We start from the raw sequence: 22,295 nt of genomic DNA on the forward strand, positions 1-22,295 counted from the left end.
TCTGAGAAGGACTTGGGAGGGAACAGGACAAATGGGAGCAGGGCACGGCCATTCACACGGCCACTCGGCAGCAGATTCGGTCGGAGTAGGGCCGTCACCGCAACGCATCAAGAAAATGGCGATCGCGCTTGCGATCCTCGTTGCATTTCTCGTACTCGAAGCCACGGTCGGCATTCTGATCAACTCGCTGGCGCTGCTTGCCGACGCCGGCCACATGCTCACCGACGTGGTGGGCATGGCCATGGGATTGACGGCTTTGCTGCTCGCGAAGAAGGGCAGCACCACCGCGGCCAGGACCTTCGGTTGGCACCGCGCCGAAGTGCTGACCGCCATGGCCAACGCCGTGATGCTGCTGGCCGTCGCCGCCTGGGTCTTCTACGAGGCAATCGGCCGCATCGGTAACGAACCCGAGATCCCGGGCGGCGCCCTGATCATCACTGCGGCCGCCGGTCTGGCCGCGAACATCGTCGTGATGCTGATGCTGCGCGGCGATTCCAAGGACAGCCTCGCGGTGCGTGGCGCCTACCTCGAAGTGCTTGCAGACGCCGTCGGTAGCGTCGGAGTTCTGATTGCCGGTGGCCTTGTCCTGCTGTTCAACTGGACGTGGGCGGACGTCGTCGTCGGTGTTCTCATCTCGCTGTGGGTGGTGCCGCGTGCGATCAAACTGGCCGCAGCATCGCTGCGCATTCTGACGCAGGCGTCGCCGGCCGACGTCGACGTCGAAGCGGTCGAGGCCGACCTGGCGGCGCTGCCGAGCGTGATGGGTGTTCACGACCTACACGTCTGGACGCTCACCACCGGCATGGATGTCGCGACAGTCCACCTGACCAGTGACGCGAATTCGTCGAACGTTCTGGAATCCGCGCGCACCGTCCTCGAGAGTCACGGTCTTTCCCACGCCACCGTTCAGGTGGAATCGTGTGCCAACGGCGAGCATTGCGAGAAGAACGTCACTTGGTGAAGCGGGTGATCTCCTTGCCCGGCTTCCAGAGATCGACGTACATGTGCTCGTCGTCGACCGTCGTGTGCACCACCTCGTCGATGTCGAGGACAAAGAGGTGCAGGGGTTTCGGAACCTCGTAGGTGTAGCTTGCGAGCACGGCTTCGAACTCGTCGCCGGTCACCTCGCGTGCGATTCCGGCGATCTTCGCATCGCCGCCCTCCATGGTGTGCTCACCGGGATTGCTGTGTAGGGCGTAGCGCCCGTCACGGATGAGATCCTTCGCCTTGAGTGCGCCGAACATCGAACCGAGGACCAGACGTCCGTCGAGGATTTCGACTTCGGTGCCGCTCACGCGCGGTGAACCGTCCTTGCGCAGCGTTGCGAGGACGTGATGCTTGTGGGCTTTGAATCGTGCTTGGACCGCGTCGGCAAGAGCGGGTACTTCTTCGGAGAACTGCTTCCAAGTGACCATGACGGTCATTGTGCACCCCTATTCCTGACAACTTCTGTCAGTGATTCTCGGTAATGTTCGGTCCATGAGATCCGCGCGGTTGCTCCAACTCATGCTGCGTTTGCAGGGGAGTCGCGGCGTTATCGCCGATCAGTTGGCCGAAGAGTTCGGCGTTTCGGTGCGGACGATCTACCGCGACGTGGCCTCGTTGTCGGCTGCCGGCGTGCCGATCTGGACCGAGAGCGGCCCCGGTGGTGGCATCCGTCTGCTCGACGGTTGGCAGTCCAAGCTGTCCGGTATGACCGACGACGAGACGTCCGCACTCATGCTGTTGGGCGTGCCGTCCATCGCTGCAGATCTCGGGCGATCCGACGCCGTCGGTTCGGCGGGGGCCAAACTGCTCCGCTCCCTGCCCGGTCCCCTGCGCGAGAGTGCACGACTGTGGCAGGACCGAATCCTGGTAGACGTTCCGGGTTGGTTCGGCGGCGTCGACGACATCTCTGCGCTTCCGATCGTCACATCCGCTGTGCTGGACTCGCGTCGACTGCGCTTCGCCTATCGTGATCGCGAGCGGACGGTCGATCCGCTGGGTCTGGTCATCAAAGCCGGTGTTTGGTATCTGGTGGCGGGGATGAACGGTCGAACGCTGTCGTTTCGAGTCGGGCGCATCAAAAATGCCGTGGTAGAAGATGATTCGTTCACTCGGCCGGTGGATTTCGACCTGCCGTCGTGGTGGGCGGCGTCGATGGCCGAGTTCGACCGTTCGCTGCTTCGCTTCGAGTGTCGCGTGCGGTTGTCACCAGAGGGCAGGCGCCGGCTCCCCGATGTGGTGGGCGAGCTTGCCGCTGCCGTCGAAGTGGGGCCGGAGGACAACGACGGATGGGTGAGTGCGGAGCTGAAACTCGAGAGCGAAGCTGTCGCGCTCTCGCAGTTGATCGGTCTGGGAGCGGACGTCGAAGCGCTCGAGCCACGGTCGTTGCGTGAAGGACTGCGCGCCGTGGCGGAGCAGATGGTGCTCCGCCACAACTCGCAGTGACTAGGCCGTTGCAGAACGCTTTGCGAGCAGGCGGGTGATACCCAGTTGAGCTGCGACGATGATGGCGCCGACCACCAGACCCAGTGCCGCCGACGCAAGGGTGTTGACGATCCACGCCAGTACCCCGCCGACTCCGGCGATGTCACTGACTGCTTCTTCGCCGTGATGAACGGCGTCGTACAGCGGGTGGAAACCCAGTTCGTCGATGCCGACCAACAGGATGTGGCCACCGACCCACAGCATCGCGGCGGTACCCACCACCGAGAGCACCGACATCACGTGAGGCATGCCGCGAACGAGGCCTCGGCCGACCTTGTGGGTGAAGCCAGACGACGTCTCGGCGATCTTCAATCCGATGTCGTCCATCTTCACGATCAGTCCGACGACGCCGTAGACGACCACGGTGATGACGACCGCCACGACGGCAAGGATCACCAACCGGCTCCAGAAACCTTCGCCCGCGATGGTGTTGAGTGCGATCACCATGATCTCGGCGGACAGGATCAGGTCGGTGCGGACGGCGCCGGAAACCACTGCTTCTTCGTCGCGAGGATGCTCGTCAGCGGCCTCGTGGTGGTCACCGTGGCCGAAAATCGCACCCCAGATCTTGTGAACCGCTTCGTAGCTGAGGTAACAGCCGCCGACCATCAACAGTGGCGTCAGCAGCCAGGGGAGGAACTGACTCAGCAGCAGAGCGATCGGAAGAATGATCAGCAGCTTGTTGCGCAGCGACCCGATGGCGATGCGCTTGATGATGGGCAACTCGCGTTCGGCCGCGAGCCCACGGACGTACTGCGGCGTGACGGCTGCGTCGTCGATGACGACGCCTGCAGCTTTGGCGGTCGCCTTACCGGTTGCGGCGGCGACGTCGTCGATCGAGGCGGCAGCCATACGAGCCAGGGCTGCGACGTCGTCGAGCAGGGCGAAGAGTCCTCCGGCCATCACAGACCTCCAGTGGAATCAGTGGAAAAAGGTGGCCGGACCGATCCGGTGACGCAGTTACTTGATCGCACGAGGTCTCTATCCATGATGGTCGTTGGTGAGGTCAGGTCACCTGGAACGATACCGGGGTCATCCGTCAGGGACTGCGTCGCGCGGCCGGTCGCTCTTCGTCACGAAAGGTCTTCCCGACCCGGTGCTCGCGTGTAAGACTGCACAGAAGATCGATCGAAACGGGGCACTATGCGTGAACCAGACACTGCACAGGTCGCCAAGACTTTCGACGCAATGGCGGCGCACTACGACCGACAGATCGGGCGCTTCGAGCGCTTTGTGCTCGGTGACGCCCGGAAATGGGCTGTAGATCAGGCGCATGGGCGCGTGGTCGAAATTGCCGTGGGCACCGGGCTGAACCTGCCGCTCTACGGGGACGACGTCGACTACGTCATCGGCGTGGACATCTCGACTGCGATGCTCGATCAGGCCAGGGTCAAGGTCTCCGAGGGAGTGAAGACCGAAGTCGACCTACGACTCGGAGACGTGCAAGCACTCGATGTTCCTGACGAATGCGTGGACACATTGGTCTCCACCTACGCGTTCTGCACGATCCCCGATCCGGACCGAGTTGCCAGCGAAGCATTTCGAGTGCTGGTGCCTGGTGGTCGATTCGTGCTCGCTGAGCACGGGCCGAGCACCAACACGGTTGTACGGGCGCTGATGAAGGCCGTCGAACCGCTTTCTGTACGGTTCGGTGCCGATCACCTCACCCGCGAACCGGTCGGATACCTCGAAAACGCAGGCTTCCTGATCGACGAGGTGCAGCGCAGTGGACGGGGTGGAATCGTGTTCCGGGTCGTTGCGCGCAAGCCGGATCCCGAATGGACGGCACTCGGTCACTAGTGTCCGAGTGCCGTCCAGCGGTGATTGCTCAGCCCAAGCGCTCCAGGATGGTTGCGTTGGCCAGCCCACCTGCCTCACACATGGTCTGGAGTCCGTAGCGCGCGCCGCGCTGTTCCATAGCGTTGACCAGAGTGGTCATGATCCGGGTTCCGCTGCCGCCCAGCGGATGGCCGAGTGCGATGGCACCGCCGTGGACGTTCACCTTGGACAGATCGACGCCGGTGTCTGCTGCCCACGAGAGGACGACGGGAGCAAAGGCCTCGTTGACCTCGAACAGATCGATGTCCGAGATCGTCAAACCCGCACGGGCCAAGACCTTCTCGGTGGCCGGGATGACCGCCGTGAGCATGTACAGCGGATCGTCGCCGGCGACAGCGAAGCTGTGCAGTCGTGCCTTCGGTGTGAGGCCGAGTTTCGCGGCGATCTCACTGGTCGTGATCATCACCGCCGAACTGCCGTCCGAAAGCGGGCTGCTGTTGCCCGCGGTGATGGACCAGTCGATCTGTGGGAATCGCTGGGCGTAGTAGTCGGATTCGAAGGCGGTCCGTAGGCCGGCAAGGGTCTCGACCGTGGTGCCGGGGCGGATGGCCTCGTCGACCGACAGTTGCGGGAGCGTGGCGAGTTCCTTGGTGAAGTAACCACTCTCGGTTGCCAGCGCGGCTTTCCGATGACTTGACGCCGAGAACTCGTCGAGTTGGGTGCGGCTCAGTCCCCACTTGGCAGCGATCAATTCGGCGCTGATGCCCTGCGGTACCAGTCCGTCCGGATAGCGCTCTTCGAAACCTACACCGAGTGACTCGCGCCCGACGCTGCTCGAGCCCATCGGCACTCGGCTCATCGACTCGACTCCGGCAGCAACAACGATGTCGTACGCACCGGCAATAACGCCCTGAGCAGCAAAATGAACTGCTTGTTGGCTACTTCCACACTGTCGGTCGACGGTGGTTCCCGGTACCGACTCAGGGTAGCCGGCGGCGAGAAGGGCGGTGCGAGTGACATTCTGGCTCTGTTCACCGACTTGACTGACCGCGCCGCCGATGACGTCGTCGATCAGCGCGGTATCGATCCCGGTGCGCTCGACTACCGCTTTGAGGCTGTGGGCGAGGAGGTCGACGGCGTTGATGCCGTGCAGGGCGCCGTTCGCCTTTCCCTTGCCGATCGGAGTGCGAACGGCTTCGACGATAACTGCGTCTCTCATGACAAATTCCTTTCAGGGATGGCGGATTCAGCAGGGACAACTGGGGCGGGTGTGGTTGCAGGCGTCATTCCCAGCGATGCCAGGGCAGACACAAGCGCGACGGCAAAGATCACCCACCAGGCCTGGCGGAAGGTGTCGGGGTCGACGGAGGAGCCGAGAACCGCGATCAGAACACTCACGCCGAGAACGGTTCCGATCTGTCGGCTCATGCTGACGATTGCGCTACCGGTGGCCGATCGGGCCGGTACAAGATCCGCCGTGGCCTGCGACAGAATGGTCGGCAGGGCAAGGCCGACACCGATTCCGGCGATGATCCAGCCCGGCAGTAGTCCGGTCGCGTAGTTGGGCGTCGAATCAACCGAGACGAGGACCAATACCGTTCCGACTGCCCACAGAAGGCTGCCGAGTGCGGCGACGCGTCCCGCCGAGTACTTGCGCGAAAGCGATCCACCGGCGATCGCGAACAGCGGAACCAGAAGCGGACCCGGCGAGACGGCGAAACCGGTGCGCAATGCCGAGTATCCCCAAACTTCTTGCAGCCAGAGGATGTTCGAGAGCAGTCCGGCAGCAAATGCCGCGCTGAACAGGATGGCGGTGACGTTGGACCAGGCAAAGGAGCGGATCTTCAGAAGATCGGGAGCAATCAACGGAGTGCGATGGCGAGAGTTGCTCCACCAGAACGAAAGTAGGGTCGCAACGGCGACGGCGAAGGCGATCAGAACGCGGTTGTCGGTCCATCCCCAATCAGGTCCCTGGACGAGTGCCAGCGCGAGAGAGCCGATTCCGACGGTGAGGAGGGCGGCGCCGACGAAGTCGATCCCGGCATCGGAGTCCTTGTGTGTTGTATCCGGGACGAGTCGGACTGCGAAGTAGAGCAATACGATCCCGACTGGAACATTGATCAGGAAGACCCAGCGCCACGACGCCTCGACGAGAATGCCGCCCACGACGGGGCCGAATGCCGCAGCGGCCGCGCCGGCTGCCGCCCAGATGCGTACGCCGGATTGACGTTTCGCAGCCGGGAGTGCACTGATCAGGAGGCCGAGGCTGGCCGGGGTGAGCGCTGCGGCGCCGACTGCCTGAACGATGCGGAATGCCACCAGTGCCCACAATGACGGACTGAAAGCGCAGGCGGCGCTGGCGAGGGTGAACAGTGCGAGGCCGGCGATGAAGGCGCGCTTGTGCCCGATCCGGTCCGCCCAGCGTCCGAGGGGGATCAACAGCGCGGCGTAGACGATCGCGTAACTGTTGAGGATCCAACTGAACTCGCCGAGCGAGTGGCCCGGGTAGCTCTTGGCGATGTCGCCGAAGGCCACGTTGACCACAAAAAGATCGAGGCTGGCGACAAACGGCGCTCCCGACAGAATTGCGAGGAGCGGCCCAGTCCGCACTGGCTGGCTATGAAGTTCCATAGTCAGCAATCTAGACTCTGGCTATGGTTATGGCAAGCCAGGTGGTATGGTGAATTGCATGGACGCTGTACGACTGACCGGAGTGCTCGAAGATCGCGACGCCTGGCGGGCCACGCACTGTTCGATCGGGCGGGCGATGGAAGTGGTCGGCACCCGGTCCGCGATGCTCATTCTGCGAGAGGCCTATTACGGCACAACGCGTTTCGACGACTTCGCGTCGCGAGTCGGCATCACCGAGGCGGTTGCGTCGGCAAGGCTGAAAGAACTCACTGAGGCGGGACTGTTCGAGCGTGTGCCGTACAAGGAGCCTGGAAAGCGGACGCGGCACGAGTACGTGCTCACCGAGAAGGGCCGTGACTTGCTGCCGGCGGTTCTTGCGCTGATGCAGTGGGGAGACAAGTATCTGCACGGCGGAAAAGGCGGACCGTTGGAGGTGGCGGACGACGCCACTGGCGAGCGTGTTCGCGTCGAGGTGCGCAGTGAGTCGGGTCGTGAAGTGCCTTTGGGGGAGTTGCGAGTCTCTGTCAACGAATCGCGTCGGCGGTTGCGCGAATAGCAATGCATCTCAACAGCTCTCGAGTGTAGGTCTTCTTGAAGTTGTCCGTTTTGTCTCTGGTTATCGAAAGTATGTTCGATTAAACTTTCGGTATGAACAGTCGGGAAGCATGGCAGCTGGATGGTGAGGGCCTCAAGGGTGAGGTTCTGGATCTGGTGCGTGTCCGGCACGAGTTGCAGTCGCGGATGGTGTTGTTGATCGTGGAGATGTTTTCCCGTGAGGTTCTCGGGGGGAAGGGTTTTCGGGCGATCGCGCAGTGGTTGCATGGTTCGACGAATCTGGAGATCGGTGAGTGCAGTCTGCTGGTCGGGTTGGCGCGGTTGTTGATGCTCGAACCTGTTGTGGGCGATGCGTTTCACCGGGGTGATGTTGATGCGTTGAAGGCGCGGCAGGTGGCGTCGTTTTGTCAGCATCCACCGAAGAACATGACCCTGGCGGATGTGGACAAGGCCCGCGGGATTCTGCTCGGGTTGGCGTCGAAGAACATTGCCGATTGTGATGCGGTGCGGGCAGCGATTCGGCGGATCGAGAAGCAGTACGGCAAGCGTGAGGACGGTGTTCCGGTCGGGGAGGATTCGGAGCGTAATGAGTTCTACGCCTCGAAAGGCCTGTACGGCAGAGTGACTGTGAAGGGTGATCTGGATGCTGTGAACGGGGCCCGTCTGATCACGTTGCTGTCGAGCCTGTCCGCTCCGACGCCGGAGAAGGACGGTGTCAAGGACACGCGTACTCCGGCATTACGGCGTGCGGACGGGTTTTGCGAGTTGTTGCGCCGGTATGAGCGGGCGGGGTTGGGTCCGATCGAGGGCGGCGTGAAACCGCACATCACGGTCACCGCCAGCGCGAAAGACATGACGGACCTTAAAGTTCTGAAAGACCTCCTGCCGTCCACCGAGGAGCTGGGATTTGCGTGGGCGGATTGGGTGGGCCCGATCAACATCGACACTGCACGGATGCTGGCGTGCGACTGCACGGTCACGCGGATTTTGTTGGATGAGAACGGTGTTCCGCTCGACTGCGGCAAGGAAGCCAGAACCGCGACGGTGCCGCAGAGGCGGGCGTTGGCAGTTCGGGATGGTGGGTGCGCGTTTCCGGGGTGCGGGACGCCGTCGGGGTGGTGCGATGCTCACCATATTGTTCATTGGAACGATGGTGGCCCAACAGATCTCGACAATCTGATCTTGTTGTGCGGTCATCATCATCGGACGCTGCATCATACGGAGTGGCGGGTGGAGGTCGGCCCGGATCGGAAGTCGGTGTTCTATCCGCCGATGTCCGTTGACCCGTATCAACAGCCGATCGGCGGGAACAGCCCACCCACAGCAGCCTGAAGTGAAACAACTCGAGACGTGAGCACCGGGGCACCGCCATGCCCCGGTGCTCGAGCCCGCCTTTGGGAGTCTGGGTGGTTGGCTGGGTGGCTGTGTGTCAGCTCAGCGACTTCTTGAACCCGACGTGGGAGGCGACAAATCCGAGTCGCTCGTAGAAGTCGTGGGCTTCCTTGCGAGTTTGATCCGAGGTGAGCTGCGCCAGGAACGCGCCGCGCCGGGCACCTTCTTCGCAGGCCCAACGGATCATCGAACTGCCGATGCCCTTGCTCCGGTAGTCCTCGTGGACGCGAACAGCTTCGATCTGCAGTCGTGTCGCCCCCATTCGGCTCATACCCGGAATGAAGGTCAATTGCATGGTGCCGATCACTGCGTCACCGACCAGAACGGTGACGAGGAGTTGCGCCGGATCCTCGTCGATTCGCTTGAATGCGTCCTCGTAGATCGTTCGGGCCTCGGGGTTGGTCGTCTCCCGGGTGCTCCCGATCGGGTCGTCGGCGAGCAAGTCGATCAGTGCTTCCACGTGTCGAATCTCGGCCCGCGTGAGGGTGTACTCCACTCCGCCGGACTGAAATGACGTCGCAATCATCGATGCTCTCCTGAAGAAGAATGAATGTCTGAAATGTCAGACTCTCACGAGTCTCCTCCAGTGCACTCGATCACGTCCAAAAACGCATGAGGGCGTTACCGAGCATGGCGTAGTAGTCGGACACACCGCTCAGTTCGAAGATCCAGTAGATCGCATCGAAGAAGACGACATTGATCTGCGGGACGAACAGGAGCGCAACCAGCAGGAGCAGTCCGTACGGCTTGAACTGGTCGAGTTGGTGTCGTGTGTTGGGCGCGAGGTAGGGCTCCAGCGCGTTGTAACCGTCCAGACCGGGGACTGGAAGTAGGTTCAAAACTGTTGCCATGACCTGCAAGAAGGCCAGGAAACTGAGGCCGGCCCAGAACGTCAGATGCTCCGCCGATGAGCCGTACGTACGTATGACGACGAGGAGAATTACCGCGGCGACGGCGTTCGTGAACGGACCGGCGAGCGATATTCGCGCCTGCACCTTGGGCGGGAACATCCCGGTGCGCAGGTACACGGCGCCGCCGGGAAGCCCGATGCCGCCCAAGGCGATGAACAGCACCGGCAGACCGATCGAGAGCATCGGATGGCTGTACTTGAGCGGGTTGAGCGTCAGATAACCACGAGCCTCGACGTCGGTGTCTCCGTGACGCCACGCCAGATATGCATGGGCGAATTCGTGCAAGCACAGCGTGACCACCCAGCCTGCGACCACGAGGACAAAAACACCCGCACGGCCCGCGATGGAACCCCACGTCGAGTTCCAGGCGACAACACCGGCGATGACGGTGATCGCAACTACGCCCAGGAAGACAGGGCTCGGACGAACCGCGGACCGTGCTGCTCCGGTTCTCACCTGACCAACAACCAAGTCTTGTCGTGCCGGTAGAAGGTCGAACGCTTGAGATCGCGTGGGTTGGCCACCCCGTCGCGAACCAGACGCGCTGCCGGCGAGCCCAGCTGAATCGCTCGGCCTTCCAGCCATCGTCGCCCGCTCCAGCGGCTCTTGCGGTCGACCGATGCCTTGATCCCGGGGAGCTTGGGGCTCGGCACAATCCGGATACCGGGGACTGTGCCGGAGAACAGCTTGTTGTCGTCGACGTACGCCTCGCCGATCAATTCGGCGGCATCGGCCGGACCCGTGACAGTTGCCGCACCGACCAGCGCGATTCCGGCGTCGTCGCGAATGAGCGGCACGGTGTGGACTGTGCCTTTCAACGCCGTGCGCGCAGCCCGGGCACCGGTTGCGAGTTTGTACGCGTCGGTTGCGTCGGACCTGTTCTCGGTGACGTAGGCGAGTTCGACGTTCAGTCGCTCCAGTCGCATCAACCGTGTCAATGCCGCGGCAAACGCGCCGTCGTTACCCACGACGATCAAGCGAGGCTCCGTGACGACCTGCAGTTGGGACAGGGCCTCGTCGAAGTCCTGCTTCTCCGGAAGTTCAGGGACAGTGAACGACGTGAGTTCACCCAGGGGGAGTGGAACCGGCGAATCGCCACATTTGAGCACCACAGGGGTCAAAGCCACTCCTAGCTCGATCAAGACTTCTTCTCGGGTAGTGGGACCTCGCCACCCTTCCCCGAAATGGCCGTCCGAATCACTGCCGACGATCTTAGTGCGAGTCTCTGTGTCGACTCGCAATCGTGATGGTCACCGGCCAAATTCTGGACCGTCAGGTCTGGTCTGGTGCTCTGGGCTAGACTGCTCCTTCGGTCACTGCAACAGTTCGGCGCTGCATCATGTGCGCGGAAGCCAGGCAGTACCAATGCGGCGGGACAACTGCTGCACGTCGACCGTAGGAGACAACGTCATGCCGGCAATCGTCCTGATCGGCGCCCAGTGGGGCGACGAAGGTAAGGGCAAAGCTACAGATCTACTGGGCGAGCAGCTTCAGTGGGTCGTGCGATACCAGGGCGGTAACAACGCCGGACACACCGTGGTTCTGCCGAACGGTGACAAGTTCGCACTGCACCTCATCCCGTCCGGAATCCTCACCCCCGCCGTCAACAACGTCATCGGTAACGGTGTCGTCGTCGACCCGGGTGTGTTGCTGACCGAATTGGCAGGCTTGGAAGAGCGCGGTGTGGACACGTCCCGCCTGCTGCTTTCTGCTGATGCGCACCTGATCATGCCGTACCACGTGGCCATCGACAAGGTCACCGAACGCTTCCTGGGAGCGAAGAAGATCGGCACGACCGGCCGCGGTATCGGCCCGTGCTACCAGGACAAGATCGCCCGTGTCGGTGTCCGTGCTGCGGACGTCCTGGACGAGAAGATCCTGACCCAGAAGGTCGAAGCGGCACTCGAATTCAAGAACCAGGTGCTGGTCAAGATCTACAACCGCAAGGCACTCGACCCGCAGCAGGTCGTCGAAGAGGTACTGACGCAGGCCGAGGGTTTCAAGCACCGCATCTCGGACACGCGCCTGGAGCTCAACCTCGCCCTCGAGCGCGGCGAGACCGTCTTGCTCGAAGGTTCGCAGGGCACTCTGCTGGACGTCGACCACGGCACGTACCCGTACGTGACCTCGTCCAACCCCACCTCAGGTGGTGCGGCGGTCGGTTCGGGCATCGGTCCCACCAAGATCACCACGGTGCTCGGAATCCTCAAGGCGTACACGACGCGTGTCGGTTCCGGTCCGTTCCCGACGGAGCTGTTCGACGATCACGGCGCATACCTGGCGAAGCAGGGCGGCGAGGTCGGTGTCACCACCGGACGCGCTCGTCGTACGGGATGGTTCGACGCAGTCATCGCGCGTTACGCGACGCGCGTCAACGGCATCACCGACTACTTCCTCACCAAGCTGGACGTGTTGAGCAGCCTCGACACCGTGCCGATCTGTGTCGCGTACGAGGTGGACGGTGTCCGCCACGACGAAATGCCGATGTCGCAGAGCGACATTCACCACGCCAAGCCCATCTACGAAGAGATGCCTGGCTGGTGGGAGGACATCTCGGAGGCTCGCACCTTCGAGGAACTGCCGCAGAATGCGCAGAACTACGTGCTTCGGCTCGAAGAGCTTTCGGGTGCGTTCATCTCCTGCATCGGTGTCGGTCCCGGCCGCGACGAGACGATCGTCCGGCGCGAAATCGTCCGCTAGTTCGTTCCCTCGAAATCCCCGCTCCTGCAAGCAGGAGCGGGGATTCGTGTTTCAAGCCAGCTTCGACAAGTGTGCGGTGACGGTCTTCCAGTCGGGAAACTCGGTGCTGCCGAACTTGATCCACTCGCCCTCGAATCGATCTGCGCCGTTTGCTCCGCGGTCGTCGACGAGGTAATCGCCTCGATTGAGGTGCTTGTGGTGCGAGAGGATCAGACGTTTGTACGCGACGCTGCCCTCCTCCATGCCGAGGTGCTCTTGGACCCACAGAACCTTGTCGTGCCAGGCTGTGGCGTTCTTCCACGGCGCTGTCGAGAGGATGTAGGTGTCGAACTGCTGCGCCAGTTGGTGGTAGGCGTCGATAGCACCGTCGAGAGGATCCATGCGAGAGAAGATGTGCGGCGCTTCGTCGAGGTCGTTCTTGTACTTCTCCCGGACGCCGTCGGTCAGGCGATCGATGCCCGACTGGAAGTTGACCAAGGTGTTGTCGAGATCGATGTAGAGGATCTTTTTGGAAGCCGGCATGCAATCCCTCTCTGGAGACTTTCTGAGTGCGAAAAGAGTCCAGTTTTACGCAACTGGACTGAGATCAGTGAATTCTTCCCCCTGATCACAATCGCACGGGGGTCTGACAGCGTCGTTTTCGCGGTCTGAAGTCTTGTCGTGGAAGATGCCGCCGAGGGGTGCTGCCAGGCGAAACTGCTCCAAACGAATGTATGTACCTTCACCTTCAGCGGGCGCGAAGAAGTAGACGAGTGCCACGAAGAGTCCGATGGCGATCAGGGTTGCGAAGGTAGTCATGGACATATGATCAACTCGACTGGTATTGAGTTACATAGCCAAGTTGTCGATACTGGACTGCATGATGACTCGAGTTCTCGGTGCCCGTTCGCTTGCGCGCGATCTGGGGTCCTGGCAGGAAGAGTCTGGGCGCAGGCCCGCGTACCGTGCGCTTGCCGACGGTATCCGCCTGCTCGTGCACGACGGTCGCGTTCCGCTGGGGGTCGCACTGCCGAGTGAGCGTGAACTCGCGGCGGTGCTCGAACTCAGTCGGACCACGATCACGTCGTCGTACTCGGTGCTGCGAGACGAGGGGTATCTGATCAGCCGGCAGGGTTCGCGAAGCACCGTGGCTTTGCCCGCCGGCGCGCGGCCGAACGGGTTGATGTTCCGCTCCCATCAACCGGGGCCGAGTGGGCCCGTCGTCGACCTCAGTTACGCGGCGATGGCAGCTCCCGCCGCTCAGGTCGAACTGGCGTATGCGTCTGCGCTGCAGGAACTTCCGAACTTCCTGCCCACGCACGGGATGGAACCGGTCGGGATCGCCGACTTGCGTGACGTGATCGCGCAGCGCTACACGGCGCGGGGTCTTCCCACCACCGCCGAACAGATCATGGTGACCTCGGGTGCGCAGCACGCGCTTCGATTGTTGCTGTCGGTGCTCACCTCACCCGGCGAGCGAGTGCTGGTCGATCATCCGACGTACCCCAATGCGCTGGAAGCGATTCGGCGAAACGGCGCTCGGCCCGTACCGGTTCCGGTCCGACCGGAGTTCGCGGCGGCCGGAGCCTGGGATCTCGACGGGATTCGAAGTGCAGCAAGGCAAACCGCTGCCAGAATGGCGTACCTGATTCCCGACTTTCACAACCCGACCGGCCTCTGCATGGACTCTTCCGGCCGCGCCGAGCTTGCGAAGATTGCGCACGAAACGCGAATGACTCTGGTCGTCGACGAGACGATGGTGGACCTGTGGCTCGACGCACCGCCTCCGGCACCGGTCGCCTCACATGGGCGAGGCGCGGCGAAAACCGAAGTGGTGACGCTCGGTTCGACCGCGAAGTCGCTGTGGGGCGGGCTACGTGTCGGTTGGATTCGCGCCGATGCCGCGCTCATCACCCAGTTGGTGGGGGCGCGTGCCGCGGTCGACCTCGGTACTCCCGTCATGGATCAGTTGGCAGCCGCTTACTTGCTCGCCGACGACCGCTCGTTGCTCGAACAGCGTCGCGAAGTGTTGCGAGAACAGCGTGCGGTACTCCTCGGTGCAGTGGCAGAGCATCTGCCGGACTGGCGTCCCACCATCGGCTCCGGTGGAATGTCGGTCTGGATGCGAATGTCCGCGCCAGTCTCGACGGCGTTGGCGGCGGTGGCACCCAACTTCGGCGTACTCCTTGCCGCCGGCCCCCGTTTCGGCGTCGAAGGTGCGTTCGAACGATTCATCCGCGTGCCGTACGCACGTTCTCCCGAGGACCTCATTCGCGGCGTCGCGTCCATCGCCGCTGCGTACGACACCCTCGCGACGGATCGCGACACGGCAGACCAACGAATGGTCGTCGTCTGAGAACTGGGTACACACCCTGAAAGTGGTGTGAAACCAGGAGGTAGGGCATGACGGCGGTAGACGGTACAGGCGCAGCGGGAACAAGTGCGGCGGACGCGCTCGCAGAACGATTGTTCGCGGCCACGCTCGGGGCGTCGGAGCTGCAGGCTGTGTATCTGGGCGACCGGCTGGGCTGGTACCGCGCGCTGAGCGATCACGGCCCGCTCACGTCGACGGAGCTGGCGGACCGGACCGGGACCGTCGAACGGTATGCGCGGGAGTGGCTCGAGCAGCAGGCCGTCGCCGGTTATGTGGACGTCAATTCGGATGCCGATCGCCGGTACAGCCTGCCGCAGGCCCACGCCGATGTTCTGGTCGACGACGAGAACCTGCTTTTTCTGGCGCCGTTGGCGAGGCTGTTCGTCGCGACGACGTCGTCGATGCCGCGTCTACTCGACGCTTATCGTCACGGCGGGGGAGTCACGTGGGAATCGATGGGCCCCGATGCTCGCGAGGGCCAGGCGCTGCTGAACCGGCCGATGTATCTCCAGCAGCTCTGTCAGCAGTTCCTGCCGGTAGTCACCGACCTGCACGCCATTCTTGTCGGCGGCGGGCAGGTCGCTGATCTCGGGATGGGGGAGGGCTGGTCGTCGATCGCGCTCGCCCTCGGATACCCGAAGATCGAAGTGCACGGCTTCGACGTCGACGCGGCATCGGTGAACGCTGCCCGTCGTAACGCCCACGATCGTGGGGTGGACGACCGAGTACATTTCTCGTTGGTCGACGTCGCCGGACAGGCTCCTGAGGCCGGGCGAGTCGATGCCGGGACCTACGATGCCGTCTTCGCTTTCGAATGCCTTCACGACGTTCCGGATCCGGTGGGATTTCTGTCCACGGCTCGGGCGATTGCCCAGCCGGGCGCTCCGGTGATCGTCATGGACGAACGAACGGCAGATGTGTTCGATCCCGAGGCGGGTCCGATCGAGCAATTGCTGTACGGCTTTTCGCTGACGTGCTGCCTGCCCGACAGCCTGTCGCATCCGGGGAGCGTTGCCACCGGGACGGTGATGAGGCACTCGACACTCGAAAGCTATGCCAAGGCGGCCGGTTTCGAGCGGGTGGACGTGCTGCCGATCGAGCACGAGATGTTCAGGTTCTACAGGTTGGGCTGACGCCCCGTGCGTGGTTAGAGAGTCCTGAGGCTCCTTAACCGCGCACGGGGCCGAAGGCCCTAGGTCCAGACCGTGTCGATTTCCGTCGCCTCACGCGCCGGCGCAGCGGGCGTCGCGGTGGGCGTGCGCGAGAAGCGCGGTGCGGGAGCATGCTGAGTGACGCCGTCGAGTTCGATGAGCGAACCGCGGGCCGCGATGTGTTCGTTGGACGGAGCCTCGGCGAAAGTCAGGACAGGGGAGACACAGGCGTCGGTGCCGAGGAAGATCTTGGCCCACTCGTCGCGAGTCTTGGACAAGAACTTTTCGGTGAAGAGCGTCTTCATGTCGTCCCACTTGGACGTGTCCATCTGGTGAGGGAGCGTCGCGGGATCGAGTTCGAGGCCCTCGAGCAACAATGCGTAGAACTGCGGTTCGATGGATCCGACGGCCATGTACTTGCCGTCGGAGGTCTCGTAGGTGTCGTAGAACGGAGCGCCGGTGTCGAGGAGGTTGACGCCGCGCTCGTCGGACCAGACGCCGCGACCGCGGAATGCCCACATCATGTGCGAGAGCGCGAGGGTTCCGTCGACCATCGCCGCGTCGACGACCTGGCCCTTACCGGACGTCGAGCGCTCGACGAGAGCCGACAGAATGCCGAAGATCAGGAACATGGAACCGCCGCCGAAATCGCCGACCATGTTGAGCGGCGGGACGGGGCGTTCACCCTTGCGTCCGATGGCGTTGAGGACACCGGTCAGTGAGATGTAGTTGATGTCGTGACCGGCGGCGTTGGCGAGCGGTCCTTCCTGTCCCCAGCCCGTCATACGGGCGTAAACGAGGCGCGGATTGCGCTCCGACACCACGTCGGGTCCGAGTCCCATGCGTTCCATGACGCCGGGGCGGAAGCCCTCGATGAGGACGTCGGCGCGGCCCAGGAGATCGAGAACCTTGGCGACGTCGGCCGGATCCTTCAGGTTGGCCTCGACGATGCGGCGGCCGCGCTTGATCTGGTCGGTTGCGTTCGAGTCCTGCGGAATCTGCCCTGCGCGCTGCACGATGACGATGTCGGCGCCCATGTCCGCCAACAGCGTCGCGGCGTGCGGGCCCGGTCCCAATCCAGCGAATTCCACGATCCGAATGCCCGCGAGCGGGCCCTTCTTCTCCACAGCTTCTGCAGACACACGCACTCCCAATTCAGACGGTGACAACACTCCTGACTCGACGGTAACGTGTCGAATCGGTCAGGTGTGCTCCGGGGCACTGTGTCCGCCGAGGGAGGCGCCGATCACTAGACGGCGGCACCCTCGAACTGAGCGTTGTAGAGACGGAAGTACGCGCCCGCCGCTGCGATGAGTTCGTCGTGTGTGCCCTGCTCGACGATCTTGCCCGCCTCCATCACGACGATCAGATCGGCGTAACGGATGGTGGAGAGCCGGTGCGCGATGATGAAGCTGGTGCGCCCGACGCGCAACGCGGACATTGCTTGCTGCACAAGCTGTTCCGTACGTGTGTCGACCGAGCTGGTCGCCTCGTCGAGAATCAGCAGCGACGGCTCCGACAGGAATGCTCGGGCAATCGTGATGAGCTGCTTCTCGCCGGAGCTGATGTTCGATGCCTCCTCGTCCAGCACGGTGTCGTACCCGTCCGGGAGCGTGTGGATGAAGCGGTCGACGAAGGCAGCGCGTGCGGCTTCGTGGATCTCGTATTCACTGGCGTCGAGCCGGCCGTACGCGATGTTGTCGCGGATCGTTCCGCCGAAGAGCCAGGTGTCCTGCAGAACCATGCCGACGTGCTTGCGCAAGTCGGAGCGGCGCATCTGCGAGATGTCGACGTCGTCGAGAGTGATTCGGCCCGAGTCGACTTCGTAGAAGCGCATGAGCAGGTTGACCAAGGTGGTCTTGCCGGCACCGGTGGGTCCGACGATGGCGACCATCTGCCCGGGCCGAGCCGTCAGGTACACGTTCTCGATCAACGGCTTGTCCGGCTCGTAGCGGAACGAGACGTTCTCGAACTCGATGTGTCCGACGTTGCGATGGCGTCCGGCAGGCTCGGGCATTAGTGGCACGTCGATGTCGGGCGACTGCTCGGGTTCGTCGAGAAGCTCGAAGACCCGCTCGGCCGACGCTGCTCCGGACTGCAGGCTCGTCGACATGGACGCGATCTGCGTGAGTGGTTGGCTGAACTGGCGCGAATAGACGATGAACGCCTGAACGTCACCGAGTGACATGTTGCCGCTGGCGACCTTGAGTGCGCCGACCACAGCGAGCAGCACGTAGGTGATGTTTCCGACGAAGTTCATGACCGGCATGATCAGGCTGGAGAGGAACTGTGCGCCGAAGGACGCGTCGAGGAGTTTCTTGTTCTGCTCGGCGAATTCACGCTCGGCTTCGGCCTGATGCCCGTACACGCGTACCAGGTCGCGACCGCTGTAGTTCTCCTCGATCTGTGCGTTGATCTTGCCCGTCTCGGTCCACTGAGCCTTGTACAACACCTGTGCACGCTTGGCGACCCTGGCAACGAGGAGCACCGATACCGGCACCGCGATCAGTGCGATCAGGGCGAGCATCGGGGAGATGACGAACATCATCGTCAGGACGCCGAGGACGGTGAGCACCGACGTCAGGAGTGAGGTCAACGTCGACGACAACGTCGACGAGATGTTGTCGATGTCGTTGGTGACGCGGCTGAGGATCTCGCCGCGCGGCGTCTTGTCGAAGTATGGAAGGGGGAGACGGTGAAGCTTCGCCTCGACCGAGGCACGCAGGTTGTAGATGGTCTTCTGGACGATGATGTTGAGGAGGAATGCTTCCAACCAGGCAAGTAGCGACGAGAGCAAGTACACGACGATCGCGAGCATGACGACTTTGCCGATGGCGTCGAAGTTCAGACCTACACCGGGAACGACGTCGGTCGAGTTGGCGACGAGGTCGGCGAACGTCGAATTTCCTGATGCGCGGATCGCCTCTGCTGCCTGATCGCGGGTCAGTCCGGCGGGCAGGCTCTTGCCGATGAACCCGGCGAAGATGAGGTCTGTCGCGTGACCGAGGATCTTCGGCACCGCGACGGAGAGCGCGATGCTGGCGATCGTCGCAACGACGACACAGACGACCGCAAACTTGTGTGGCTGCAGAAGCGAGAGAAGCCGCTTCATCGTCGCCTTGAAGTGGCGAGGTTTGGTGTCCGTCGCGGTCAGCGCGGGCTTCGGCTCTTTGTCGGGGTTCTCGGGGTTACTCGACTTCGCATCCCCGTTCGCGGATTCAGGTTCGCTCGGGATCTTGGCGAACACCACCGTCGGGGCATCGTCGAAGTACTGGCTGTTGGGGCTGCCCCACGTCGGGTCCTGCGGGCTGGTCATGCGCTCATCTCCGCGGGAATCTGGGAAGCCACGATCTCTTGGTACGTCGGACAGTTGGCCAGGAGGAACTGATGGTCGCCGAGACCGACCGGAGCGCCGTCTTCGAGGACCATGATCTGGTCGGCATCGATGATGGACGCGACGCGCTGCGCGACGATGATGACCGTCGAATGAGTCGAGACCGTGCGGAGTTCGCGTCGGACTGCGGCGTCGGTGTGCATGTCGAGTGCGGAGAACGAATCGTCGAAGACGAAGATCCGGGGTCTGCGGACCACAGCTCTGGCGATGGCGAGACGTTGTTTCTGTCCGCCCGAGAGATTGCCGCCGCCCTGGGCGATCGGAGACTCGAGACCGTCGGAGAGTTCACGGACGAAGTCGTCTGCCTGGGCGATGGTGAGGGCTGCCCAGATGTCGTCGTCGGTGGCGGTCGGGTTTCCGTAGCGGATATTGCTCGCGATCGTGCCGGCGAACAGGTAGGCCTTCTGGGGCACGTATCCGAAGTTGGCGAAGAGTTCGTCCTGATCCCAGCCACGGACGTCCAAGCCGTCGACCAGGACGGCGCCGGCCGTGACGTCGAAGAGTCGGGGGATGAGTGAGACGAGGGTCGATTTGCCACTACCGGTACTGCCCACGATCGCGGTGACCGTTCCTGGCATGCATCGCATCGAGACATTCGACAGGACCGGCGTTTCTGCTCCCGGATACGTGAATCCGGCTCCACCGAACTCGACAACGCCGTAGGGGCTGGTCGGGCGAAGGGGCTGGGCCGGTGCGGGCACGGTCGGCTCGGTGTCGAGTACCTCGGTGATGCGGTCGGCACACACGGCCGCGCGGGGGATCACGACGGCCAACATGGTCGCCATGACCACGGACATCAGGATCTGCATGACGTAGGCGAGGAAGGCGCTGATCTGGCCGATCTGCATGTCTCCGGTATCGACCAGATGCGCGCCGAACCACAGCACCGCGACGCTCGACAGGTTGGCGATCAACATGACGGTGGGCAGCAGAACCGCCTGGTAGCGACCGATGAGGAGCGAGGTGTCGGTCAGTTCCTTGTTGGCTTTGTCGAAGCGGATCGTCTCGTCGGGTTCTCGAACGAAGGCGCGGATGACACGCATACCGGTGAGCTGTTCGCGCAGTGATCGATTGATGTTGTCGATCCGCGTCTGCATCGTCCGGAAGTGCGGGATCAGCTTGGCCACCACGACCGAGACGGTGATGCCGAGCAGTGGTACCGAAATCGTCAGGAGCCAGGACATCTGCAGGTTCTCGCGCAGCGCCATGATGATGCCGCCGATACACATCAGTGGGGCGCTGACGAGCATCGAGGAGGTCAGCATGACCAGGGCCTGGATCTGCAGGACGTCGTTGGTGTTCCGTGTGATCAGCGTCGGCGCACCGAAACTGTTGAATTCGCGATCAGAGAAGCTGCCGACGGCCTTGTAAAAGGCGCCTCGAACGTCGTGGCCGAAGCCCATCGACGATTTTGCCGCCAGATAGGTCGATGCGACCGACGCGATGATCGACGCAAGCGAGACCAGCAGCATGATCCCGCCGGTGGACATGATGAATCCGGTGTCGCCTCGGGCGACACCGTCGTCGATGATCCGAGCGTTGAGCGTGGGGAGGACTAACGACGCGATGGCCCCGAAGAGTTGAAGTGCGAGGACCCCGGCAAGCAACCAGCGGTACGGCGGCAGGTACGCCTTGAGGAGTTTTGCTAGCACGACGGTTCCCGGTGAGTTGCTTCGGTTGCCGCTCGTTCGCGATTGATCACAAGCACACGGTATGACAGATCGTGGTCGAGGTTGGCACCGACTCTGACGATTGCAACCATTTGTCCAAATCGAATGTGATGTCCAACACACTTGAATTCGATATTGGTTTCAGGTCACAGGGCCTGAACTGCCGGTTTACATATTGCTCCAATATGTCACGGTTTTACTTGGATCGAAACAAACTGGACGTACGTATTTAGCTTGGCTACAAAGGGGCGGAGCGAACAAAACGTGCGCCGCGTCATAGATATTCATGCAAGGAGTCACACATGGGATCCCTCGGAAACCTTCTCAAGGCCAACGGCATGGGCTGGGGCATTCTCCAGCTTCTTCCCCTGGTCAACATGCTCAAGACCCTTCAGGGGCTGGACACCGCGAGCTCGAACTCCTGACGTTCGACCACAACAATTCTTCCGAAACAACACAGGAGTAGTCGCATGACCTCGATTCAGAATCTCGACGCCTTCCTCAAGAGCGTTCTCGCGTTCGTGACCAAGTTGAACGCGGGATCGGCAGACGGCTCGGGTTCGGCCGGTTCCACTGCCGAGTAGTTCTCGGTCCCCACTTCATTTCAACTGCATCCCGACATAAGGAGACCCGACATGGGTTCGTTCGAAGACTTCAGCGGCGTCGTCAAGACGTTCATTCCGGTACTCAAGGACCTGTTCACGGCACTCGGTGGTGGCTCGCTCACCCCGGGTACCGGATCGGCGGCTGACAAGTAAGTCCCGTTTGTCCGAAAGTGTGGCTCGCGGTTGTCTGCGGGCCACACTTTCTGCATTTCAATTGTGAGCTAAATCACATTATTGGATATTTCGAACTGTCTATTTGGGCTCTGAACTGCAATTATGCCAGAAGGTGTTACCGACAGTTCACGTTGGTAGCTATTCAGTAGCTAGACAAGTGTGAGCAGTCGGTCTATAAATGCAGGCAGCGCCAAGGTAGTGCGCTACATCACAGCTCGGGATGTTGTTCGGGGGGCGGTTCAGCCATCCGCGCGGCAGAAGTTCCCGAACCATCTCGGCCACCGCCTGCGGCCGGAATGGCGCTGGAACATCACACCACCTCACAAACAGGAGAACCTCCTATGTTCGGATCACTCAGCACCCTCGGACCCCTGCTCACCGCGCTCGGAGCTTTCCTCAAGTCCGTTCCCACCGAATCGCTGTCCGGCGAGGGCGAGGGCTCGTCCACCGGTTCACTCTCGGGTCTGTCCAGCGGATCCGCCGAGTAGTCATCCCTTCCGGCAGGTCCATT

At 62.4% G+C, this 22,295-nt stretch carries 23 protein-coding genes; 11 read left to right on the top strand and 12 right to left on the bottom strand.

Translation table 11 applies throughout. The features are described 5' to 3' along the window. Nucleotides 1–31 precede the first annotated feature (31 nt). On the top strand, nt 32–961 hold the full coding sequence (locus ABX74_RS09355; RefSeq protein ID WP_019749454.1) for a cation diffusion facilitator family transporter: 930 nt from the start codon (nt 32–34) through the stop codon (nt 959–961). Here the strand turns inward: ABX74_RS09355 and ABX74_RS09360 are convergent. Next, a complete protein-coding gene (locus tag ABX74_RS09360; RefSeq protein WP_029254754.1) occupies nt 951–1,415 on the bottom strand; it encodes a pyridoxamine 5'-phosphate oxidase family protein in 465 nt (154 codons plus the stop codon). The two genes, ABX74_RS09355 and ABX74_RS09360, sit on opposite strands and share 11 nt — an antisense overlap. A 64-nt stretch (nt 1,416–1,479) precedes the next feature. Between ABX74_RS09360 and ABX74_RS09365 the strand changes: the two genes are divergently transcribed. Beyond that, nucleotides 1,480–2,430 (top strand): helix-turn-helix transcriptional regulator, encoded by a 951-nt coding sequence (locus ABX74_RS09365; RefSeq protein WP_047888715.1) that lies wholly within the window; start codon nt 1,480–1,482, stop codon nt 2,428–2,430. Here the strand turns inward: ABX74_RS09365 and ABX74_RS09370 are convergent, their stop codons facing one another. After that, entirely contained in the window at nt 2,431–3,372 is a 942-nt protein-coding gene (locus ABX74_RS09370) for a DUF808 domain-containing protein (protein WP_020968812.1), read from the bottom strand. Nucleotides 3,373–3,612: 240 nt separating this feature from the next. Between ABX74_RS09370 and ABX74_RS09375 the strand changes: the two genes are divergently transcribed. Further along, nucleotides 3,613–4,269, top strand: a complete 657-nt coding sequence (locus ABX74_RS09375; protein ID WP_003944335.1) for a class I SAM-dependent methyltransferase — start codon at nt 3,613–3,615, stop codon at nt 4,267–4,269. A 28-nt stretch (nt 4,270–4,297) separates the two neighbouring features. Here the strand turns inward: ABX74_RS09375 and ABX74_RS09380 are convergent, their stop codons facing one another. Together ABX74_RS09380 and ABX74_RS09385 are read right to left on the bottom strand one after the other, a co-directional pair. Next, on the bottom strand, nt 4,298–5,467 hold the full coding sequence (locus tag ABX74_RS09380; protein WP_047888716.1) for a thiolase family protein: 1,170 nt from the start codon (nt 5,465–5,467) through the stop codon (nt 4,298–4,300). Beyond that, a complete protein-coding gene (locus tag ABX74_RS09385) occupies nt 5,464–6,879 on the bottom strand; it encodes an MFS transporter (protein ID WP_047888717.1) in 1,416 nt (471 codons plus the stop codon). Before ABX74_RS09385 ends, ABX74_RS09380 begins: the two co-directional genes overlap by 4 nt. A 58-nt stretch (nt 6,880–6,937) precedes the next feature. On the opposite strand from ABX74_RS09385, the gene ABX74_RS09390 reads away from it, so the two are divergent. Continuing rightward, nucleotides 6,938–7,435 carry a winged helix-turn-helix transcriptional regulator gene (locus ABX74_RS09390; protein ID WP_003944415.1) on the top strand — a complete coding sequence of 166 codons (498 nt, stop codon included), beginning with the start codon at nt 6,938–6,940 and terminating at the stop codon, nt 7,433–7,435. A gap of 92 nt (nt 7,436–7,527) precedes the next feature. After that, complete coding sequence (locus ABX74_RS09395) at nt 7,528–8,766, top strand: HNH endonuclease signature motif containing protein (RefSeq protein WP_047888718.1); 1,239 nt, start codon at nt 7,528–7,530, stop codon at nt 8,764–8,766. A gap of 97 nt (nt 8,767–8,863) precedes the next feature. Here ABX74_RS09395 and ABX74_RS09400 read toward each other — a convergent pair whose 3' ends face one another. The 3 genes from ABX74_RS09400 to ABX74_RS09410 all read right to left on the bottom strand — a co-directional run bounded on the left by ABX74_RS09400 (nt 8,864) and on the right by ABX74_RS09410 (nt 10,864). Next, nucleotides 8,864–9,352: a GNAT family N-acetyltransferase gene (locus ABX74_RS09400; protein ID WP_007726792.1), complete on the bottom strand. Its 489-nt coding sequence runs from the start codon at nt 9,350–9,352 to the stop codon at nt 8,864–8,866. A gap of 70 nt (nt 9,353–9,422) precedes the next feature. Then, on the bottom strand, nt 9,423–10,193 hold the full coding sequence (locus ABX74_RS09405) for a site-2 protease family protein (protein ID WP_019749468.1): 771 nt from the start codon (nt 10,191–10,193) through the stop codon (nt 9,423–9,425). Then, on the bottom strand, nt 10,190–10,864 hold the full coding sequence (locus tag ABX74_RS09410) for a hypothetical protein (protein WP_019749469.1): 675 nt from the start codon (nt 10,862–10,864) through the stop codon (nt 10,190–10,192). Before ABX74_RS09410 ends, ABX74_RS09405 begins: the two co-directional genes overlap by 4 nt. Before the next feature lie 283 nt (nt 10,865–11,147). Here ABX74_RS09410 and ABX74_RS09415 point away from each other — a divergent pair, with 283 nt between their 5' ends. After that, nucleotides 11,148–12,437, top strand: a complete 1,290-nt coding sequence (locus ABX74_RS09415) for an adenylosuccinate synthase (protein WP_003944351.1) — start codon at nt 11,148–11,150, stop codon at nt 12,435–12,437. A 51-nt stretch (nt 12,438–12,488) separates the two neighbouring features. Here ABX74_RS09415 and ABX74_RS09420 read toward each other — a convergent pair whose 3' ends face one another. Both ABX74_RS09420 and ABX74_RS09425 read right to left on the bottom strand, forming a co-directional pair. Then, entirely contained in the window at nt 12,489–12,959 is a 471-nt protein-coding gene (locus tag ABX74_RS09420; RefSeq protein WP_019749470.1) for a 5' nucleotidase, NT5C type, read from the bottom strand. 45 nt (nt 12,960–13,004) lie between these two features. Continuing rightward, on the bottom strand, nt 13,005–13,235 hold the full coding sequence (locus ABX74_RS09425; protein WP_047888719.1) for a hypothetical protein: 231 nt from the start codon (nt 13,233–13,235) through the stop codon (nt 13,005–13,007). 61 nt (nt 13,236–13,296) lie between these two features. On the opposite strand from ABX74_RS09425, the gene ABX74_RS09430 reads away from it, so the two are divergent. Both ABX74_RS09430 and ABX74_RS09435 read left to right on the top strand, forming a co-directional pair. Beyond that, nucleotides 13,297–14,772: a PLP-dependent aminotransferase family protein gene (locus ABX74_RS09430; RefSeq protein WP_019749471.1), complete on the top strand. Its 1,476-nt coding sequence runs from the start codon at nt 13,297–13,299 to the stop codon at nt 14,770–14,772. Nucleotides 14,773–14,819: 47 nt separating this feature from the next. Beyond that, the gene (locus ABX74_RS09435; protein ID WP_042951098.1) at nt 14,820–15,923 is read left to right on the top strand and encodes a class I SAM-dependent methyltransferase; all 1,104 of its coding nucleotides are present in this window, start codon (nt 14,820–14,822) and stop codon (nt 15,921–15,923) included. Between the two features lie 59 nt (nt 15,924–15,982). Here the strand turns inward: ABX74_RS09435 and ABX74_RS09440 are convergent, their stop codons facing one another. From ABX74_RS09440 to ABX74_RS09450, 3 genes are all read right to left on the bottom strand, one after another. Beyond that, nucleotides 15,983–17,083, bottom strand: a complete 1,101-nt coding sequence (locus ABX74_RS09440; protein WP_047888745.1) for a CaiB/BaiF CoA transferase family protein — start codon at nt 17,081–17,083, stop codon at nt 15,983–15,985. Nucleotides 17,084–17,190: 107 nt separating this feature from the next. Further along, nucleotides 17,191–19,257: an ABC transporter ATP-binding protein gene (locus ABX74_RS09445; RefSeq protein ID WP_047888720.1), complete on the bottom strand. Its 2,067-nt coding sequence runs from the start codon at nt 19,255–19,257 to the stop codon at nt 17,191–17,193. Next, nucleotides 19,254–20,987 (bottom strand): ABC transporter ATP-binding protein, encoded by a 1,734-nt coding sequence (locus tag ABX74_RS09450; protein WP_019749475.1) that lies wholly within the window; start codon nt 20,985–20,987, stop codon nt 19,254–19,256. Before ABX74_RS09450 ends, ABX74_RS09445 begins: the two co-directional genes overlap by 4 nt. Before the next feature lie 320 nt (nt 20,988–21,307). Here ABX74_RS09450 and ABX74_RS30735 point away from each other — a divergent pair, with 320 nt between their 5' ends. The 3 genes from ABX74_RS30735 to ABX74_RS09455 all read left to right on the top strand — a co-directional run bounded on the left by ABX74_RS30735 (nt 21,308) and on the right by ABX74_RS09455 (nt 22,272). Then, the gene (locus tag ABX74_RS30735) at nt 21,308–21,430 is read left to right on the top strand and encodes a hypothetical protein (protein ID WP_003944443.1); all 123 of its coding nucleotides are present in this window, start codon (nt 21,308–21,310) and stop codon (nt 21,428–21,430) included. Between the two features lie 210 nt (nt 21,431–21,640). Beyond that, a complete protein-coding gene (locus tag ABX74_RS30740; protein WP_019749478.1) occupies nt 21,641–21,763 on the top strand; it encodes a hypothetical protein in 123 nt (40 codons plus the stop codon). Between the two features lie 362 nt (nt 21,764–22,125). Beyond that, complete coding sequence (locus ABX74_RS09455) at nt 22,126–22,272, top strand: hypothetical protein (RefSeq protein ID WP_003944356.1); 147 nt, start codon at nt 22,126–22,128, stop codon at nt 22,270–22,272. Nucleotides 22,273–22,295: the final 23 nt, after the last annotated feature.

Source organism: Rhodococcus sp. ARP2, from assembly GCF_001029585.1.
Lineage (GTDB): Bacteria > Actinomycetota > Actinomycetes > Mycobacteriales > Mycobacteriaceae > Rhodococcus_F > Rhodococcus_F erythropolis.